Annotated in this window: 20 protein-coding genes; 8 read left to right on the plus strand and 12 right to left on the minus strand. The window is 37.1% G+C overall.

Going from position 1 to position 20,479, the window contains the following annotated elements; translation table 11 throughout:
- Positions 1–78: 78 nt before the first annotated feature.
- The 4 genes from ACGH46_RS03575 to putP all read right to left on the minus strand — a co-directional run bounded on the left by ACGH46_RS03575 (position 79) and on the right by putP (position 4,287).
- Positions 79–522 carry a helix-turn-helix domain-containing protein gene (locus tag ACGH46_RS03575; protein ID WP_065558624.1) on the minus strand — a complete coding sequence of 148 codons (444 nt, stop codon included), beginning with the start codon at positions 520–522 and terminating at the stop codon, positions 79–81.
- Positions 523–589: 67 nt separating this feature from the next.
- Positions 590–1,456 carry a pyridoxal kinase PdxY gene (gene pdxY, locus ACGH46_RS03580; protein WP_411604222.1) on the minus strand — a complete coding sequence of 289 codons (867 nt, stop codon included), beginning with the start codon at positions 1,454–1,456 and terminating at the stop codon, positions 590–592.
- Between the two features lie 3 nt (positions 1,457–1,459).
- A complete protein-coding gene (gene tyrS / locus ACGH46_RS03585) occupies positions 1,460–2,731 on the minus strand; it encodes a tyrosine--tRNA ligase (RefSeq protein WP_220216382.1) in 1,272 nt (423 codons plus the stop codon).
- Between the two features lie 68 nt (positions 2,732–2,799).
- A complete protein-coding gene (putP, locus tag ACGH46_RS03590) occupies positions 2,800–4,287 on the minus strand; it encodes a sodium/proline symporter PutP (RefSeq protein WP_065558621.1) in 1,488 nt (495 codons plus the stop codon).
- Between the two features lie 272 nt (positions 4,288–4,559).
- On the opposite strand from putP, the gene nth reads away from it, so the two are divergent.
- The 3 genes from nth to ACGH46_RS03605 are packed head-to-tail and all read left to right on the plus strand — an operon-like array spanning position 4,560 to position 6,136.
- Positions 4,560–5,198 carry an endonuclease III gene (nth, locus tag ACGH46_RS03595; RefSeq protein WP_294826131.1) on the plus strand — a complete coding sequence of 213 codons (639 nt, stop codon included), beginning with the start codon at positions 4,560–4,562 and terminating at the stop codon, positions 5,196–5,198.
- A 6-nt stretch (positions 5,199–5,204) separates the two neighbouring features.
- A complete protein-coding gene (smrB, locus tag ACGH46_RS03600; protein WP_220216380.1) occupies positions 5,205–5,735 on the plus strand; it encodes an endonuclease SmrB in 531 nt (176 codons plus the stop codon).
- A gap of 32 nt (positions 5,736–5,767) precedes the next feature.
- Entirely contained in the window at positions 5,768–6,136 is a 369-nt protein-coding gene (locus ACGH46_RS03605) for a hypothetical protein (protein WP_411599321.1), read from the plus strand.
- A gap of 321 nt (positions 6,137–6,457) precedes the next feature.
- Here ACGH46_RS03605 and cgtA read toward each other — a convergent pair whose 3' ends face one another.
- From cgtA to rplU, 4 genes are all read right to left on the minus strand, one after another.
- Entirely contained in the window at positions 6,458–7,627 is a 1,170-nt protein-coding gene (gene cgtA, locus ACGH46_RS03610) for an Obg family GTPase CgtA (RefSeq protein ID WP_220216378.1), read from the minus strand.
- Positions 7,627–8,592, minus strand: a complete 966-nt coding sequence (locus ACGH46_RS03615; RefSeq protein WP_411604225.1) for a DMT family transporter — start codon at positions 8,590–8,592, stop codon at positions 7,627–7,629. Before ACGH46_RS03615 ends, cgtA begins: the two co-directional genes overlap by 1 nt.
- 84 nt (positions 8,593–8,676) lie before the next feature.
- A complete protein-coding gene (gene rpmA, locus ACGH46_RS03620) occupies positions 8,677–8,937 on the minus strand; it encodes a 50S ribosomal protein L27 (protein ID WP_025314437.1) in 261 nt (86 codons plus the stop codon).
- Positions 8,938–8,952: 15 nt separating this feature from the next.
- Complete coding sequence (gene rplU / locus ACGH46_RS03625; protein ID WP_025314436.1) at positions 8,953–9,261, minus strand: 50S ribosomal protein L21; 309 nt, start codon at positions 9,259–9,261, stop codon at positions 8,953–8,955.
- 216 nt (positions 9,262–9,477) lie between these two features.
- Between rplU and narX the strand changes: the two genes are divergently transcribed.
- The gene (gene narX / locus ACGH46_RS03630; RefSeq protein ID WP_267358864.1) at positions 9,478–11,301 is read left to right on the plus strand and encodes a nitrate/nitrite two-component system sensor histidine kinase NarX; all 1,824 of its coding nucleotides are present in this window, start codon (positions 9,478–9,480) and stop codon (positions 11,299–11,301) included.
- 3 nt (positions 11,302–11,304) lie between these two features.
- Positions 11,305–11,958, plus strand: a complete 654-nt coding sequence (narL, locus tag ACGH46_RS03635; RefSeq protein WP_220216375.1) for a two-component system response regulator NarL — start codon at positions 11,305–11,307, stop codon at positions 11,956–11,958.
- Between the two features lie 148 nt (positions 11,959–12,106).
- Here the strand turns inward: narL and cysG are convergent, their stop codons facing one another.
- Genes cysG through nirB form a run of 4 tightly spaced genes read right to left on the minus strand, consistent with a single transcriptional unit; the run spans position 12,107 to position 17,173 of the window.
- Positions 12,107–13,480 carry a siroheme synthase CysG gene (gene cysG / locus ACGH46_RS03640; RefSeq protein ID WP_411604228.1) on the minus strand — a complete coding sequence of 458 codons (1,374 nt, stop codon included), beginning with the start codon at positions 13,478–13,480 and terminating at the stop codon, positions 12,107–12,109.
- A 37-nt stretch (positions 13,481–13,517) separates the two neighbouring features.
- Complete coding sequence (nirC, locus tag ACGH46_RS03645) at positions 13,518–14,285, minus strand: nitrite transporter NirC (RefSeq protein WP_267350355.1); 768 nt, start codon at positions 14,283–14,285, stop codon at positions 13,518–13,520.
- A 25-nt stretch (positions 14,286–14,310) separates the two neighbouring features.
- Complete coding sequence (gene nirD, locus ACGH46_RS03650; protein WP_267350354.1) at positions 14,311–14,646, minus strand: nitrite reductase small subunit NirD; 336 nt, start codon at positions 14,644–14,646, stop codon at positions 14,311–14,313.
- 1 nt (position 14,647) lies between these two features.
- Positions 14,648–17,173: a nitrite reductase large subunit NirB gene (gene nirB, locus ACGH46_RS03655; RefSeq protein WP_411604231.1), complete on the minus strand. Its 2,526-nt coding sequence runs from the start codon at positions 17,171–17,173 to the stop codon at positions 14,648–14,650.
- Positions 17,174–17,460: 287 nt separating this feature from the next.
- On the opposite strand from nirB, the gene ACGH46_RS03660 reads away from it, so the two are divergent.
- From ACGH46_RS03660 to ACGH46_RS03670, 3 genes are all read left to right on the plus strand, one after another.
- Positions 17,461–17,958 (plus strand): MarR family winged helix-turn-helix transcriptional regulator, encoded by a 498-nt coding sequence (locus ACGH46_RS03660; protein WP_220216370.1) that lies wholly within the window; start codon positions 17,461–17,463, stop codon positions 17,956–17,958.
- Positions 17,959–18,036: 78 nt separating this feature from the next.
- Entirely contained in the window at positions 18,037–19,149 is a 1,113-nt protein-coding gene (locus ACGH46_RS03665) for an HlyD family secretion protein (protein ID WP_411604234.1), read from the plus strand.
- Positions 19,149–20,321, plus strand: coding sequence for an ABC transporter permease (locus ACGH46_RS03670; RefSeq protein ID WP_267350350.1), 1,173 nt, complete (start codon positions 19,149–19,151; stop codon positions 20,319–20,321). Before ACGH46_RS03665 ends, ACGH46_RS03670 begins: the two co-directional genes overlap by 1 nt.
- The last annotated feature ends 158 nt before the right edge of the window (positions 20,322–20,479 follow it).

Below are 20,479 nucleotides of genomic sequence, written 5' to 3' on the forward strand. Positions count from 1 at the left end.
TAATGATATAACAAAATAACTAGCTTGTGATCTTAACAAGATTTGCATCAAATGTCTGTATACGAGTAAGAAAATTTGCTAACTGTTAACGTGATTCGATGATGATGGCGAAATGTAATGACTCACTTCTACATAATTATTTTTACTTTCTTTATTAAAATAATAAATAGTTACACCAACTATACAAACCACTACAAATAAGCTAAAAAATAAAATCCGCTTTCCTCTTTTTCTAGGTTCAAGGGCAGGAATGAGTTGCTTTATTTTTGTTTCGGATGCATTTTGCTTTGACATTTTTTCTAGATAAGGTTGATACTCGTCCTCAGATAAACCAACAATTTCAGCATAAGAACGAATATAACCTTTAACAAAGACAAGAGGGGCATGAACTCGCTGATCGTTCTCAATTTCTTCGACCACTGCCTTTCGAACATGGATCTTATTGGCAATATCTTCTTGAGTTAATCCCATATTATTACGTAAATTGGAAAGCATCTTACCCAAAGAAATATTGTCTTCCATCATCCCCTCATTTTTGTTAAGAATTAAAAATAAATTAAATTGGATCCATTTTTACATATTTTTAAAATTAATCAATTCTTTTCGCATTAAACCATTGTGAAGGTTTTGCTATTTCATCTTGAGCGGCAACTAATTGAAGCTCATATTCATTGAGTTTCAAGGTTTCAAGCATAACAGCATAAACCGCAGAAGTGGTATGTTCTAACGCCTCAACCAGCGATTTACCAAGCAAAATATTCGCTAAAAACAATCCACTCGTCATATCGCCTACACCAACAGGCTGTCTCACGCCAAAGTCAACTAAAGGGCGCTCAATGTGCCATGCTTCTTGTTCTGTAACGAGTAACATTTCAAAACGATCTTTACGATACCCCGCACGACTTAAATGTTTAACTAAAATCGCTTTAGGCCCTTTTTTACAAAGTGCTTTACATGCAAATACCGCTTCTTCAACGTTATTAATTGGCTGTTTTCCATTTAACTCTTCTAGCTCCAAAATATTAGGCGCCATCATATCTGCTATCGGTAATGCAGTATTACACAAAAATTCAGATACGCCTGGCGCAACAAAACAACCTTTTTCAGGATGCCCCATAACAGGATCACAAAGATAAATTGCATTAGGATTTACAGCTTTTACTTTTTTTACTATTTCGGTTATGGCACTACCTTGTTCAGGGGATCCCATATAACCACTTAATACTGCGTCACATCGTTTAAGTTCACCTATGGCGTTAATGCCATCGGCGATATCAGTTAAATGTGATGCTGGCATTACCGTGCCTGTCCATTGACGATATTGCGTATGATTTGAAAATTGCACAGTATTTAAAGGCCATACATTTACTCCCACACGACGCATAGGGAATACAGCAGCACTATTACCTGCATGACCAAATACAACATGTGACTGAATAGATAGTATATTTTTCATAAATTAACTCCAAATTAGTAAGCAGTAATATTTCTTACCTCGACGAAGTAATGTATAACGTCCAAAAAGCTTATCTTCTTGTGAAAAATGATAATCTGTTGTCGCGTTACGTTCACCATTAACTGAAATCGCATTAGATTCAATCATTGTTCTGGCTTGGCCTCTTGACGGTGCAAACTGTGCATTAACGATCGCTTGTTGCAAATCAATATCGCCCTCAACCGTAATCGTTGGCATACCGTCTTGCGCCAATTGTTCAAAATCGGCTTGAGATAGATCGGCTAATTTTCCTGAGAATAAACTTTCAGTGATCCGTTTGGCTGCCATTAAGCCTTCTTCACCATGGACTAAGCGTGTGACCTCTTCAGCAAGAACATATTGTGCTCTTGGTGCCACACCGCTATTTTTATCTTCTTCTTCAAGTGCATCAATTTCATTTAATGACATGAAAGTAAAGAATTTTAAGAAACGATAAACATCAGCATCAGCGGTATTAATCCAGAATTGATAGAATTTATATGGACTGGTCTTTTTAGGGTCAAGCCAAACCGCACCGCTTTCCGTTTTACCAAATTTTGTACCGTCAGATTTGGTAATTAAAGGAACCGTTAAACCATAAACTTGTTTTTGATGTAATCGACGAGTTAAATCAATACCGGCAGTAATATTACCCCATTGATCTGATCCCCCAATTTGTAACACCACATTATGATCTTTATTTAAACAAGCAAAATCATAAGATTGTAATAAACTGTAAGAAAACTCAGTAAATGAAATCCCAGCTTCATCACGATCAATACGTTGTTTGACTGATTCTTTGTTAATCATGGCGTTAACTGAAAAATATTTACCAATGTCACGTAAAAAAGTTAATACATTCATGCCACCAAACCAATCATAGTTATTAGCGACAATCGCTGCATTTGCACCACAATTAAAATCTAAGAATGGAGAAACTTGTTGTTTAATTTTTTCGCTCCACTCAACAACAGTCTCTTGAGTATTTAATTTACGTTCAACGGCTTTAAAACTCGGGTCACCAATTAAACCTGTTGCGCCGCCAACAAGCGCAATCGGTTTATGACCGGCTAACTGAAAGCGTTTTAAACAAAGTAATGGTACCAAATGACCTAGATGCAAACTATCAGCCGTGGGATCAAAACCACAATAAAGCGCTATGGGATTTTGTTCAATTAGTTCCATGAGTGCTTTTTCATCTGTCAGTTGAGCAATCAATCCTCGCTCTTGCAGTTGTTTGATCACATTTTTTGTCATGTTATTTTACCTATAAAAATTTTATTACGTTGAAATTTGACTTTGGATAACTCTATTTTTATTGAAATCTATTCTACTTTATTATGATAACGTTTATACGCTTGTTTAAAATGATCTTCCACTATTTCATTCGGTTTTTTATCACATAAACTAAAGATTACTATCGCTAAAGACGCAAATAAGAAACCCGGAATAAGTGAATAAAGATTAAACCAATTAAAATTAATCCAAAGCAATACTGTTGCCGCTCCTGTAATCATACCTGCTAGAGCGCCATTGCGTGTCATGCGAGACCAAAATACTGAAAACACAATAATGGGGCCAAAGGCAGCACCAAATCCTGCCCATGCATGACTAACTAAATCTAAGACACTATTATTAGGGTTAATTGCTAATAAAATGGCGATGACCGATACCAGTAAAACCATGATTCGTCCAACCCAAACAAGTTCACGTTGTTTTGCTTTCGGTCTAAAAAAGGCACGATAAAAATCTTCCGTTAATGCGCTTGAACAGACAAGTAACTGACAACTTAACGTACTCATCACCGCAGCCAAAATCGCCGCTAATAAAACACCAGCAACCCATGGATTAAACAATAATTTGGATAACTCGATAAAAATACGTTCATGTTTACCGTTATTAATGAGATCTGAAAACTCTGGATGATTGGCAAAGAAAGCAATACCAAAAAATCCTACCGTAATTGCTCCACCTAAACATAAAATCATCCAAGTCATACTAATTCGACGCGCATTTTTCATCACATCATGTGAGTCAGCCGCCATAAAGCGAGCTAAAATATGCGGTTGCCCAAAATAGCCAAGACCCCAACCAAGCAATGAAATAATAGCGATAAAATCCATGTGAGCAAAGATGTTGGTATAATCAGGATTGAGCGATTCAATATTTGCTAAGGCATCGGTAAAACCACCTGCGTTCACCATAACCATAACGGGAGTTAAGATAAGTGCAAACATCATCAAACTCGCTTGAATAGTATCCGTCCAACTGACCGCTAAAAAACCACCTATAAAAGTATAAGCGATTGTTGCGCCAGCACCAGCTAACATTGCCCAACCATAACTCATTCCAAAGGTACTTTCAAAAAGTTTTGCACCCGCAACAACGCCTGATGCACAATAAATCGTAAAAAAGATAAGAATGATTACCGCTGAAATAATACGCAGCAAAGCGCTTTTATCATCAAATCGGCGAGCAAAATAGTCGGGTAAGGTCAAGGAATTATGATTAATTTCAGTAAAAACACGTAACCGCCCGGCAATCAGTAACCAGTTTAAGTAAGCCCCAATTATCAAACCAATTGCAATCCAACTTTGCGAAATACCGAATAAAAAAACAGCCCCTGGCAGCCCCATTAATAGCCAACCACTCATGTCCGAAGCGCCAGCCGAAAGTGCAGTGACAACACTACCAATACGGCGCCCCCCCAAAATATAATCACCAAAGTTTTGCGTTGATCGAAAGGCAAAAAAACCGATCGCAATCATTCCTAAAATGTATATAGCAAAGGTGACAATCATTGGTAAGGACATATTTCTAAAAAACCTTGTTGATGAAATTAAAAAATAGTGGAGTAGCTTATCATAAAAACCACATGCTAAAAAGCAGGCGATGAATGAATATAACTAAGCTGACAATCCGTCACGCTAAAATTTTTCAGATAGGTCATTGAGAATGTTATTTTGCCGTAATTTTAATTATCGTCGTATAAAGTGACTTTTAGCTAAAAATTAAATTTAACCTACAATATTTATACAAATAAAGTATATAATATCAGGCATGTTATTTATATTTATTATACTCTGTGAAACAATCAACTCGTATTCAAATTTTAGAAAGATTAAAAGATCACATTAAAGATCCAACAACAGAACTTGTTTATCAAACACCTTTCGAATTGCTCATTGCTGTTGTTCTTTCTGCACAAGCAACCGATGTGAGTGTAAACAAAGCGACCAAACCTTTATTTGCAATTGCTAATACAGCGGAACAAATCTTAGCACTTGGGATTGATAAGCTCAAAAGTTATATCCGTACCATTGGCTTATACAATAGTAAAGCAGATAATATTATTAAAACCTGCCAGATTTTAGTTGAGAAATATCAAGGTCAAGTGCCAGAAAATTTTGATGCATTAATCGCATTACCCGGTGTAGGCAGAAAAACAGCGAATGTAGTGCTAAATACGGCTTTTGGTTGGCCAACGATTGCGGTTGATACTCATATTTTTCGTGTCAGTAATCGCACAGGCTTTGCACCCGGAAAAACCGTTGAGGCAGTGGAAGAAAAATTATTGAAAGTGGTACCCAAAGAGTACAAAATAAATTGTCACCACTGGTTAATTTTGCATGGACGTTATACTTGTATCGCCAGAAAACCGCGATGCGGGGCTTGTGTGATTGAAGATTTATGTGAATTCAAACAAAAAGTTTACCCAGAGTAATTATCAATGACTGAAAAATTTAAATTAACTCAAGAAGAGATAAACTTATTCAAAAGTAGCATTGGCAACACCCAAAAACTTGCACAAGATACCGTTGTTCATAAACCCTTAAAACGGTCTCAAAAAGCCATTGCGATTGAAAAACGACAACATGAAAAAAATCATGCTGAGTTTTATTTTTCGGATGATTATCAACCGCTCTTACAAGACGATCCCATTCGTTATAGTCGTGACAACGCCGATCCTTATGAGATTAAAAAATTACGTCGTGGATTTTATGAACCTGAATTTTTTTTAGATCTACATGGATTAACACAGCAAGAAGCGAAAAAAGAAATAGCATCGCTTATTACTGCTTGCTTAAGCGAAAACGCACATTGTGCTTGTATCATGTATGGACATGGTAAAAACATCTTAAAAAAACAGACGCCAATGTGGTTAGCCCAGCATCCTAATATCATTTGTTTTCATCAAGCACCGAAAGAATTTGGCGGCAGTGCAGCATTACTTATTTTATTTGATACAATTAATAACTAAAAATAAATGTTAAACACATAGGGAATAACAACTTGAAATTATTAAAGAAAATAAAACATGTTTATCTACTTCTAATACTTGCCATCTTTATTACTGCATGTAACGAACTTGATGCAATTCCACCCGAAAAAAGTAACTATATTGGCACATGGCAAGGTGAATATATGGTGATAAGTATAGCTAAAGACGCCAGAGTTAATTACAATTATAAAAAAGATGGGGTGACGACAACCATTAAAGGACCGATACAAGAATTTATTGGTGATGATTTTAAAGTAGGGATTTTAGGTTTAAATTCTTTATTTAAAGTAAGTACGCCTCCTTATTTTGAGGACGGTCAATGGAAAATGGTTATTGACGATCAATTAGTTATCAAAACATCGGATTTAAAATCACTTTAAAATAAAAAAGCCAGCATAGTTGCGCTAGGCTGGCAAACATTGGAAGCAATGTGAGCAATGTCATACTTTTTCAGAAGTCTTGCGACGCTCTAATCAAGTACATCTTAATGATAATAATTCTCATTATTAAAAGCAAGCGTTTTTTTGACTTTTTTCAAAAAAACAGAAAAAATTTAAAATAAAAGTTTTTTAATATGAAATCATTGTGTTAGCGTGAGAATAATAGAGAGGAATACAGGGCTATGTCACCCTGTATTTTAGCAATGCTGATTTTTTAGTTGATAATTTGAAGTGATAAGTTTAACTTATTTTAGGTTATTACTATTTTTGATAGATGAATTCAACCCCTTCTTCGTCACTCTCATCCCAATCATCAAAATCATCGTCGTCGTCATCAAAAGCCTCATCCATAGCTTGTTGGTGATAATCATCCCACATAAATTCAACTTTTTCTGGTGATGTTTCTTCTTGCTCTTCTTCACGTGGATGAGCATTCATATAATCCATCAGATCCCAACATAAAGCTTTTACCCCTTCATGATTGACCGCTGAAATAACATAATATTTGTCATCCCAATCCAATGCTTTAGCGATTTCGGCAGCACGTTTAGCACTTTCTTCTTCACCTAAAACATCCATTTTGTTGAATACCAACCAACGAGGTTTATTGGCAAGTTTTTCACTATATTGATGAAGTTCTTGAATAATGACTTTCGCATTTTCAATAGGATCAGATTCATCAATTGGTGCAATATCAATTAAATGCACTAAAACTCGACAACGTTCAAGATGTTTTAAAAAACGAATACCCAGACCAGCACCGTCCGCAGCACCTTCAATTAATCCCGGAATATCCGCAACAACAAAACTTTGCTCATTATCCATTCTTACCACGCCTAAACTTGGCACTAACGTCGTAAACGGATAATCAGCGACTTTCGGTTTAGCTGCTGAAACTGATCGAATAAATGTGGATTTACCGGCATTAGGTAAACCAAGCATACCGACGTCAGCAAGTAGCAATAATTCTAACAGTACATCACGTTTTTCACCGGGCGTACCATCGGTTTTTTGCCTTGGAGCCCGATTCACTGAAGATTTAAATCGTGCATTACCCAAGCCATGAAACCCACCTTTTGCGACTAACACTTTTTGTTGATGATGCGTTAAATCGCCGATAATTTCACCCGTATATTTGTCTGTGATTCGAGTTCCAACGGGCACTTTTACGGTAATATCTTTGCCTCTTTTACCGGTACAATCTGAACCTTGTCCATTTTGTCCACGCTCTGCCCGATAATTTTTTTCAAATTGGAAATCAACCAAAGTATTGAGATTTTCATCCGCAATAAAATAGACATCACCACCGTCACCACCGTCACCACCGTCAGGGCCACCTTTGGGAATGTATTTTTCTCGACGAAAACCTACGCAACCATTGCCACCATCACCGGCTTCGACTCGGATTGAAGCTTCATCTACAAATTTCATTATTCTTCCTCTTTCTTCTGGTTAATTAGCCAGCCTTTTCTTGGATGCCATAAATAGTGCCCAATTGTGGCAAACATCGCACCAGCAACGACTGATACTGCGCCAATATAACCTAAAATATTTAAATACTGCATAGCAAATTTTTCTGGCCAAATTATGGCAAATAAATCTGAAAAAATTAATGCAAACAACGGTGATAATGTGGTAATTGCACTAACTTGTGCAGCTTGCCAACGTTCCATTGCCATAACTAATGCGCCATAAGCAATAATGGTATTTAAACCACAAAAGATAATGGCAAATAACTGCGTTGCATCGGCATGAGCGATTTTTGTTGGCGATGCCAATGGCCATAAAAATACCGTACAAATAAGATAAATTAGCCAAAGTAACTGTTCTGCACGTAATTTACGTAATAACACTTTTTGTGCCAATGCATAAGCTGCCCATGAAATTGAAGCAAGTAAAGCAAGCCAAACACCAATGCCATAAGTCGATATATTAGCAAATAGAACGATAATATTTTTATTAAAAAATAGTCCTAATCCAATTAACAATATCGAAATACCCATTATTTGCGTTGGTCTTAATCGCTCTTTAAAAACAAACGCACTTGAAATCATAAAAATTACAATACCCATTTGACCTACAACTTGAGCCGTTGTCGCAGAAAGATACTGAACAGAACTTGCAAATAACGCAAAATTACCAAGTAACCCAAATCCGGCAATCATTAATAAGATAAAACGTCGACGTTTTTTAAACATCGCTAAATTAGGAAATTGTTTTTTATAAGCTAACCATATCGTAATACCGACGGTAGAAATTGCCAATCGAGACCACGCTAACGTTAATGGGTCAATAACCACCAATGCATATTTCATTGCAATCGGCACTAGCCCCCACATAACCGCTGTTAACATGGCTAAGGCAAAACCTAATTTAACATTTTGCTGTTTTATCATATTAACTAATATTATATGAATTCAAGAAATGAAAAAAGCCCCACAATAGCTGTGAGGCTTCCATAAACGTTAAACCGCTTTTTATTAGCTGTTAGCAATTACACTAACATAACGACGGTTTTTAGGTCCTTTAACTTCAAATTTTACTTGTCCGTCAATTAAAGCAAATAAGGTATGGTCACGACCACAACCTACATTAGTGCCTGGGTGGAATTGAGTTCCACGTTGACGTACTAAAATATTACCAGCAAGAACTTCTTGAGAACCATAACGTTTAACACCTAAACGTTTACTCTGGGAATCACGACCATTACGTGATGAACCACCAGCCTTCTTATGTGCCATTGTTCGATACTCCTATTAAGCGATTGCAGTGATCTTCACATCAGTGAACCACTGACGGTGACCTTGTTGTTTACGATAGTGTTTACGACGACGGAATTTAACAATTTTCACTTTATCGCCACGACCGTGCTCAACAATTTCTGCTTTAATTGTTGCACCTTCAACAAACGGAGCACCAACTTTGATGTCTTCACCATTTGCTACCATTAAAACTTTATCGAAAACAACTTCTGCACCTGTTTCGACTTCAATTTTTTCCAAGCGAACGACTTGTCCTTCGCTGACTCGGTGTTGTTTACCACCACTTTGGAAAACTGCGTACATACTTAACTCCGCAATAAAAAGCAGACTATTCCTGATTTAGCATATATGTCTGCATTGATTAATCTTATAGGGCGTGAATTTTACGCAAAATTTATCCTTGTTGCAAGCAGTCTTTACTAAAAGATCGCAAAAAGTTACAAAAAAGATCAGCAAGATATCGTTTTAGCGTTACAATACGGATAAATCATTATTTCTTAGTTAATTTATTGTAATTCTATGCTGAGTACTAAAACAACCAATAATAAAACTCGCTATCATGCTTCAATTATTAATCGTTTGTCGCTATTAATGTGTTTTTTAGGCACCATTGCGTTAATTGCGTTATCGCTATCTATTCAAGTCGCTAATGATACCAAAGGTAGCGCTTATATGATTAATCAATTAGGGCTAATTCGTATGAAAAGTTATCAACTTTTATCAATGGTTCCCCTTAATAAACACGATAATGACCGTTTAAATATTTTTAGTGAAATAACGTCGTCAAAGCAACAATTAGCTCTTTTTGAACGTTATGATTTAATAGATGAATTCAATGAGTTACATAATAAATGGCGTACTGAAATTGCAATAAAAATTGCACAAGCCAAAAACATCGATGAGATAAAAACGGATATCGATCAATTTGTTATCAAAACCAATTATTTAGTACATAAGATCGATCAGAAGACCGAAAACCAGATTCATTATATATCTCGCTTGCAACAATTATTTATTATCATTATTGTGGTCTTTCTTATTGCTCAGATTTACTATTTGCGTCGTTATCTTCTCGCCCCTTGGCGCAAACTGATTAATATGGCTCAGGCTATTTCAAAACACAATTTTAGTGAACGTTTTCCGCTACGTTCCAGAAAAAATGAATTCGATTTGTTAGGGTTAGCGTTAAATAACATGTCTGATCAAATCGAATCTCAATATTTAATCCTTGAAGAACGGGTGGCTGAAAAAACGGCTGAATTGCAACAAACCAATAACATCATCTCATTTCAATATCACGCCACCAAACAGCTCCATACATCAAAGCCATTATGTGAACGTTTTTTAATGATTTTACGTCAATTAGAAGAACTTGTACCACTCACTCAATTTCAAATCCGATTTTATGAATCTGAAAACCCTGAACATTACCAACAAATTAGTTATGACAATGAGCAGAAATTACCTTTCTGCCAAAATCCGCATTGCTGTGCTTGTTTAACCGAATCAAAACATTCTCAACAACATGGATTTCAACGTTATTGGTATCTTCAAGACAATGGCGAAAAATATGGCATTTTATTTGCCATTCAACCGACAGATGTTACCCTTAGCGACGAGCAGGAAAACTTAATAACAGGACTTATCGAGCAGATGTCCACGGCAATGATGCTAGATCGACAAATAGAGCAACAAAAGCAGTATTTATTAATGAAAGAGCGATCAGCAATGGCAAGAGAGTTGCATGATTCAATTGCGCAATCATTATCCTGTTTAAAAATACATCTTAGCTGTCTACAAATGCAATCTGATTTGACATCACAAAGTAGTATTGAACTATTAGCAACAATGCGAAAAGAGGTCAATATCACCTATTCCCAGTTACGTGAATTAATTACCTCTTTTCGTTTGCGGCTCAATCAAACAGGTTTTTATGCTAGCTTAATGGAGATGATTGAAGAGTTTAATCAAAAACTAAAATTTAACATTCAACTTGAATATCAATTACCGCTCAATATCATCAAAAGCAAACATGCTTTTCATTTATTACAATTTATTCGAGAAGCGCTAAACAATGTGTACAAACACGCACAAGCATCACACGTTATCATTGCGTTAACCATTGATGATAACCAGATTATCACAGTCAGTGTTAGCGATAATGGTATTGGCTTTCAAACTGATGTTAAGCAGGATAATCATTATGGTATGGTGATTATGCGAGACAGAGCAGAAATCCTAAATGGTAATCTAACAATTAATACTGAGCCACAAAAAGGCACGCAAGTTATGGTAATATTTAAAGCCAATAAGACCATTCCATTTACGATAATAGAAGAGTAACCCATGGACCAGATAAAAAGTTCGATACTACTTATTGACGATCACCCTATGCTTAGAAATGGTGTAAAACAATTAATCAATACCGTTAGCCATTTTGAAGTGATTGGCGAAACGGGGTCTGGAACGGAAGGGATAAAACTCGCTGAAAAGCTCGATCCCGATATGATCTTACTGGATATCAATATTCAAAATGTTAGTGGGTTAGAAATACTACGCTATTTACGGGAAAAAAATATCTCCAGTCGCATCATTATGTTCACGGTATCGGATGCCAAAGAAGATATCATTACCGCACTCAAAAGTGGAGCGGATGGTTACCTGTTAAAGGATATGGAGCCAGAAGATTTTATTAAAGCGCTAAAAGATATTGCGGAAGGTAAAATCATTATGGATGAAGCAATTTCGCATATTATTCTTCACTATATGCGACACAGCGGCGAACCAACAACCAAACAAATTCACGATATAAACTTATTAACGCCTCGAGAACATGAAATATTTAATCTGCTAGTGCAAGGGCTTTCGAATAAACGCATTGCCAAAGATCTGGATATTGTTGAAAGTACCGTAAAAGTGCATGTAAAAAGTATCTTTAAAAAATTAAATTTTAAATCACGCATGGAAATGACCGTATGGTATTTACAGAGCAAAGAGTAATGCATTAATTGAAGATAATTGATTATACTTAACTCAATCGAAAAGTTTAAAAGCTGTCATCCCTTAAATTATGATGATGTAAGGCAGTATACGTTTAGATAACAGGCAAGACCATTATGCTGTAAAGTAATAGACTTGCCTGTTTAAATTAATGATTTGAAAACCAATTGAGTTTTTCTCGTAATGCAACAACAGGCCCGATGATAATCAAACTTGGACTACATGCTTGCAAAGCGATTTTAGCTAACTCACCAAGCAAACCTGTTACCACTTTTTGTTTGGTACTGGTACCTTCCTCAACAATGGCGACGGGCGTATTAGCATTCATTCCGTATTTGATTAATTGTTGACTAATGTTTTCAGCTTGAGACAGCCCCATATAGAACACTAAGGTCTGCTTTTCAGCCGCTAAACTTTGCCAATCAAGATGACTACCATCTTTCAAATGCCCGGTAATTAAACGAATACTATGCGCATAATCTCGATGTGTTAAAGGGATACCACTGTATGCAGAACACCCCGATGCAGCAGTAATTCCCGGTACAACTGAAAATGGAATATCAGCATTATATAACGTTTCCAGCTCTTCGCCCCCTCGCCCAAAAATAAACGGATCGCCCCCTTTTAGACGGACAACTCGTAACCCTTTTTGCGCTTGTTCTAACAAAATTTGATTAATCTGTTCTTGTGGCACGCAGTGATACCCTGCCCGTTTGCCAACAAATATACGCTGAGCATCCCGCCTGACAAGATTCATAATTTCATCCGAAACCAATCGATCATACACAATAATATCGGCTTGTTGGATTTGCTGTAATCCTTTCAAAGTCAGTAAGCCTGCATCACCGGGACCGGCGCCTACTAAAACCACTTCACCACGATGATCCAATGATAGATTAAATAACTCATTGGTTAGTATTTCAACTTGTTCAGAATCATTATTAGCAATGGCTTGTGCCAATCTATCATGAGTAAACAGCTTTTCCCAAAATCGACGGCGTTCTGTGAGCGTTTTATAGGTTTGCTTAGCTTTATTTCGTAAATAACCCGCATATTGCGCTAATTTACCTAAGTGCTGAGGCAATATTGACTCTAGTTTTTCTCGTAATAGACGAGCTAAAACCGGCGCATGCCCTGCTGATGACACAGCAACCATAATTGGTGAACGATCAATAATCGAAGGCATAATAAAACTAGCATCTTTCGGCGAATCGACAACATTGCAAAAGATACGGCGATTTTCAGCCTCGAGACTGACGGTTTGATTGGTTTTAGGACAATCGGTCGCTGCAATGACTAACCATTTATTATCAAGCAGTTGTGCATTAAATTCCCCTTGCTGTAATATCAACTGGTTTTGCGCTTGCCAACATAAAAATTGCTCATTGAATTCAAGTGCGTTAACCGTTAACTTTGCACCTGCTTCGAGTAATAGCCGAGCTTTTCGTTCAGCGATTTCACCACCCCCGACTAACAGACAATCCCGATTTTCTAACTTACAAAATAGTGGAAAATAATCCATAAAACCTCAATATATATCCTTTTTAATTCAGCCAAGATTATGGTCGTTCAGTTTTTGGTGTCGAATACCAGTATCCCAAGCCCATAAAAACAACGCCAGAAACAAGGTTACCTAACGATACCCAAAGTAAATTATGACCAATTCCACATAGGGTATAAGCATCACTATGATGACCAAACCATGAAAGTGAAAATAACGTCATATTCGCCACCGAATGCTCATAACCACAGGCAATAAATGCTAGCAAACACCACCAAATCGCAATAAATTTAGCTGAACCTTCAACACGATTTGCCATCCAAATAGCTAAACAAACTAGCCAGTTACATAAAATACCACGAAAAAACAGTGCACTAGCCGATGCGGTCGTTTTGGCTAATGCTGCACTATGCACTAAACTGGTATCGGTTGATAATAATGGTGTAGCAGCATAAAAATATAAAGCAGCGACAAAAATAGACCCCAATAAATTGGCTAACCAAGTTTGAGGTAATACTAGCCACATCTGTGTATGCGTAATTTTCTTACATTTTACGCCAAACGTTAAAAACATTGTGTGACCGGTAAAAAGCTCAGATCCTGCAATCACCACTAACGTTAAGGCAATACCAAATGTCGCCCCCATGACTAAAGGTCTTAACGACGGATCAAGTAAATTACCTAAAGTGAAGATCAAAATAATACCAAGACCAACATAAGCGCCGGCCATAGCAGAACTTAACCAAAACCCTATCGGGTTAGTTTTGGCTAAACGTACAATACGTGCTGCATTGGCAGCACATTTATTAATTGTATCGGTATACATAACTATCTAAACCTTTAAAATTGTTTTAACTCGATGATTTAACTTCAACAAAACCATCTGTATTGACTCTTACTTCATAATGCGCAATTGAATAGTCGGCATCATCAATGCAATAACCATCTTTTAAACGAAAACGCTGTTTTTTTAATGGGCTTGCAACATACAAGTCATTTTCATGCTGTCCAATAATACCTCGAGATAAGACACTGGCTTGTGCAAAAGGATCGATATTACTGATTGCATAAATTTCATCGGAATCATAAGGACGAAATACTGCAACATGTTCATGACCGACAAGTGCACACACGCCTGTTTCCGGTAAAATGTCATCGAGTTGACAAACTGTTATCCATTGACTCATATTATTGCTCTCCTAACATTGCTTGACGTTCTTCGGCTGTCGCAGGTCGATGCTGATCTCGTTCAGGAATAAATTTGACATTTTCATCACGCAAATTACTGTTAATAAAGTGAGTAAATCGTTGTTGGTTTTCAGGATGTTCAACCGTTTCTTTCCACTCACACACCACCAATTTACGCAGACGAGTCATTTCACTTTCCAGCTCATCATTAATACCTAACTTATTGTCGATAATTACACTACGCAAATAGTCAATCCCGCCTTCCAGATTTTCAAGCCATACCGAAGTGCGTTGTAATTTATCAGCGGTACGGATATAAAACATAATAAAGCGATCAAGATATTGAATTAATGTCTGTCTATCGAGATCAGCAGCAAGCAAATCAGCATGACGAGGTTTCATCCCGCCATTACCGCATACGTAAAGATTCCAACCTTTTTCAGTTGCAATAACCCCAATATCTTTACCTTGTGCTTCCGCACATTCACGTGTACAACCCGATACACCTAATTTGAATTTATGTGGAGCCCGAATCCCTTTATAACGATTTTCCAGTTCAACACCCAGACCAACACTATCCCCAACACCAAAACGACACCACGTACTCCCCACACAGGTTTTAGCCATTCGTAAGGCTTTTGCATACGCATAACCACTCTCAAAGCCAGCATTAATTAACTCTTTCCAAATAGCGGGTAGATCATCTTTTTGCGCACCGAAAAGACCGATACGTTGTGAGCCGGTAATTTTTGAATAAAGTTGATATTTTTTAGCAATTTGCCCCACCGCAATCAAGCCTTCTGGCGTAATTTCACCTCCGGCACTACGCGGAATAACCGAATATGTTCCATTTTTTTGGATATTACCAAGAAAGATATCGTTACTATCTTGCAACGGAACTAAATCTTGTTTGAGAATATAATCGTTCCAACATGAAGCTAATAAAGAGGCGATCGTCGGTTTACACACCTCACATCCATAACCCGTACCATGTTTTTTGATCACTTCATTAAATGAAGTTAACCCTTCAACACGAATTAAATGATATAATTCTTGGCGTGAATATTTAAAATGTTCACATAAAGCATGGCTGACTTCGATACCTTGTTTAGCTAATTCTGAGTTTAAGAGCTGAGTCACCAATGGAATACAACCACCACAACCTGTACCGGCTTTGGTTTCTGCCTTAATTGCCGCTACAGTATGACAACCTGCGTGAATCGCATTAATGATTTTTGCTTTTGTCACATCGAAACATGAGCAAATTTGTGCAGTATCCGGTAAAGCTTCGACGCCCATTGTGGGTTTAGCCCCAGCATGAGCTGGTAAAATTAAGGTGTCCGGATGCTCAGGAAGATCCATCTCATTTAACATCAATTGTAATAAATTACTGTAATCAGCCGTATCACCCACCAATACAGCACCTAATAATTTTTTATTATCTGACGAAACGACCAATTTTTTATAAACCGGTACATTTTCATCTAAATAGACATAGCTACGGCTAGCGGGTGTTTTTCCTTTGGCATCCCCTATACTACCGACATCAACGCCCATTAACTTTAATTTAGCGCTCATATCAGCGCCTTCAAATTGCATTGGCTCACCCATTAAGTGCGCTAAGGCAACTTGTGCCATCTTATAGCCCGGAGCAACCAAACCAAATACTTTACCTTGCCAACACGCACACTCACCAATAGCGTAAATATCAGGATCAGATGTCTGACAATGGTTATTCACCACAATGCCACCACGTTGACCAATCTCAAGTTGACATGCTTTAGCAAGTTGATCATTCGGGCGAATACCTGTTGAAAATACGATAAAATCAACTTCCAGCGACGATCCATCAGCAAATTGCATCTTCTTACCTAGCGGCGTATGAATAATTTCTTGGGTGTTTTTACTGGTATGAACTCCAACGCCCATCTCTTCAATTTTTCGGCGTAACTGATCACCCCCCATGGCATCAAGTTGTTCAGCCATCAATACTGGCGCAAATTCGACGACATGCGTTTGTATTCCTAAATTTTTCAGCGCACCAGCAGCTTCAAGCCCTAACAACCCCCCACCGACAACAGCACCTGATTTACACTGTTTTGCGCATTCACGAATGGCATCAAGATCTTCAATGGTTCGGTAAACAAAACAATCTGCACCATCTGAACCTTTAATAGGTGGTACCCACGCATAAGATCCGGTAGCAATAATCAATTTATCATAGTGAACAATTCGCCCTGTGTGTGAGTGAACTTCTTTACGTTGACGATTAATTAATATTGCCCGCTCATTCAGTAATACTTGAATGTTATTTTCTTCATATAGCCCTTCACGAACTAAAGAAAGCGCTTCAGCAGTGTGGTCAGAAAAATAGGAAGAAAGGTGAACACGGTCATAAGCAAGGCGAGGTTCTTCACAAAAGATGGTAATATTGAACAGATCAGACTGCATTTTATCGATAACTTCTTCAATAAAACGATGTCCAACCATCCCATTACCGATGATAACGAGATTGGTTTTACTCATAATAAAGCTCCAATTTTATTTTAATTCAATTATTTAATTTATAGCTGTGCTCCATTTTATGTTACTTTGCTCAGATTATAATTATCCTCAAGGATTACCACTTTAGTAGTAATAAGGATAACTATTTTTAAAACAAAGCATTATAAAATATTTAACGTCAATTAAATTTAGGATCCCTACCCTGATAGGCTTTAACCTATAATATCCAATCACCCTTGGTTAAATAATGTTGCTAATCAAAATTTAAATAGTATAATTAGCCGACTAAATAAATTGAGTAATGATAATTGAATTACAAGTCAAGAAAGCTTCCGTCTCGTGAAACGTTAGCACGAGCACAAAGATTTAATGATGATATTGTTGATGTTTCAGGCGTTGATCTGGTCTTAAGCTTGATCACTACGGCTGACTTAATCCGTTCAAACATTTACGCACAACTGACTAAAGATTATGATGTTTCAGAAGGTAAGTTCGCATTATTAATGTCACTCTTTTCGGAAGGTGAAACCTGTGCCAGTGATTTGGCATTACGCATAGGTGTTACCCCTGCTACCGTGTCAGTTATGGTTAAGCGAATGCTAGCTGCAACTCCACCATTAATCACCATGTCTAAAAGTGGTGAAGATGGTCGCTCTCGACTTATCTCATTGACTGAAGTTGGCGAAAAATTAATTCAAGAAGCATTACCCAATCACCTAAAATCGATTCGTGCTTTTGCCGAAGTTTTAAACTCGCAAGAACAAGAGTCTTTAATATTGATGTTACGTAAACTTTTACGAAAATAACTGACTTTAAGCTTACTTAAAGTCTATTTTATTTATCTAAATACTTAGCTGACTAATTAAATGGAAAATAAGCTATATATGAAAAAAAATATCAAAATCCCTGTTATATTTTTGGTTATCCTAACAGTTGCCTCTTTTTTAATCTTTTTAGGTTCTCGAAATGATGCCGTCACCGTGGCTAAAAGCATTAAATCTGGCGTATTAACCGCAGATGAGATTAATATTGCCTTTCAAAATGTGAGCGGAAAAGTCATCAAACGATTTGTCGAAGAATCACAATTTGTAAAAAAAGGGGATCCGTTAATGCAATTAGAAGATGTCGATACTAAGTTAGCTATCGATCGTCTACAAGCGCAGGTTGACAGCCAAAAAGCGGCAGTTGCTCAAGAACAAGCTGCCATTGCGATCACCGAAAACGAAACAAATTTAACCGAATTATCCACTTGGCGTAAAATTGAAGAAGTGAAAGCAAATTTAGAAGCCGCTAAATCAGCTCAAAATTTAGCTCAAATGGAGTTTGATCGTCAAACCCAATTACGTAAAACAGGGGGAAACTCGCAATCGCAACTTGATACCGCCCGTAATGCCTTTACGGTTGCGAAAATGCAAGTTGTTCAGATTCAAAGCCAATTATCCACCTTAATGATTGGTGCAACACCCGAACAAATTAATCAATTTGAGCAAACTCGAAATGCAACAGGTATGACAATACAATCTGTTACTATTGCCCGACAAAAACTTCAAAATCGACAAAATCAGTTAGCTCAGCTCCAAGCACAACTTGCACAAGCTGAAGCAGACTTAAAACAGCTACATATCAATTATCAACGATTAACATTAACGGCTCCTGAAGATGGCAAAGTATTAAAAATCATGTTTGAAGATGGTGAATTAGCTCCGACAGGCGCACCAGCAGTGTTATTAGAGACCGATCGTAAATACATTGATATTTATGTAAACGAAAAAATGGTTAATGACTACCAACCGGGCACAACGGTTAAAGCCAATGTTATCGCCCTTGATAAAGAGATAAAAGGTAAAGTTCGTTTTGCAACCGCAGCGCCTTCTTTTGCGGATTTACGTATGACACGTGAACGTGGTCAAGCTGATTTAACCTCTTATCAGGTCAGAATATATATGGAATCTATTCCAAAACTTTTAACCGGTATGACAATCGAGGTTGATCAATGATGCAAAACATCATTAAATCTATGCTTGAAGAACTTGACGCAATGTTGTCAGGTCACTTCATTCCATATTATAAAGTTGCAATAGGATTAGCAGCCATTGTTGCGCTAATCTTTTCCATTGTGTTAAGTCATGGTGCCGTTTTTGAAGGTAAGATTGCGGTTATTGATCTTGATGGTTCACATTATTCAACGGAATTAATCAGTAAAGTCAATACTTCGCCTTATATCGAAGTATCCGAAGTCATCCGATCACCGGTGAATCCTATCACTTTAGTTTCGCACGATCGCAATTTAGGGGTACTTTATATTCCTAAAGGACTAGAAAAAAGTCTTAAAAAAGGTGACCAAACTGTTCGTTTAGGGTATTTTGCCGATGATACCAATGATGCACAAAATGCCAAAGTGTTACAAAGCTTAAATGAATATATTCCTGAGTTAGGGGCTGAACTTAGCGTTGGTAAAGTGTCTGCATTAGGTTTAGGACATGAAGGGACTGAAGCCACCTTATCGCCAATGCAACTTAAAACGCGCTATATGTTCAATCCAGCTAGCTCTTCCACTATATCGACAATTATCTATTTTGTTTACTTCTTTTCGTCACTGACGTATGGATTAACCTCTTTAATGATTGTCGGTCGTTTAAAAGTCACGGGCATGTGGAATACAGTTTTAGAAAGAGGCTTTGTTGCACTATTAGCAAGAACAGTCCCTTATGCATTATTTTATACGACCGGATTAACATTAATAACCGCCGTATTAGTGATCTTTGGTCAATTACGTTTTGATGGTAACTATTTTATTTTTATACCAAGCATTTTCATGACCGGACTTGCATTTGGTTGGTTAGGTTTTTTACTTTCCTGGAAAACCAATAATCCAGGTGAAGGTGCAAGCAAAATGATTTTCTTAGTGCCACCAGGATTTATTATGGGTGGATCAACCATGGCGGTCGGGATTATGCCACTTTGGACTTACTATGTTAGTCATGCATTTCCTTTAGTCTGGCTATTTCGATTCTTCCGAGATATCGCCATGCGAGGACGTTCACTGATTGATATGCTATCTACCTATGGCATTTTCATTATTTATTTAACTGTCATTGCGTTTGTGGTGATGATCGTTTTTGAACGAACGCAAAAATCCATTGCACAACCCAAAACCGACGTAAGCTAACTCGTTAATAAAGTTATTGAAACTCTCATTGGGTTTCAATAACGACTTTCACTGTATTAAACTTTGGACTCAACGTCATTTCTTTTTTATTGATAAAATTTCTAAATATTTCGGTCAAATTATCCAATTTGTGATCTTCATCACTTCATTAAACGAAA

It is taken from the genome of Gilliamella sp. CG22 (assembly GCF_046635725.1).
In the GTDB taxonomy this organism is placed as follows: Bacteria; Pseudomonadota; Gammaproteobacteria; order Enterobacterales; family Orbaceae; genus Gilliamella; species Gilliamella apicola_I.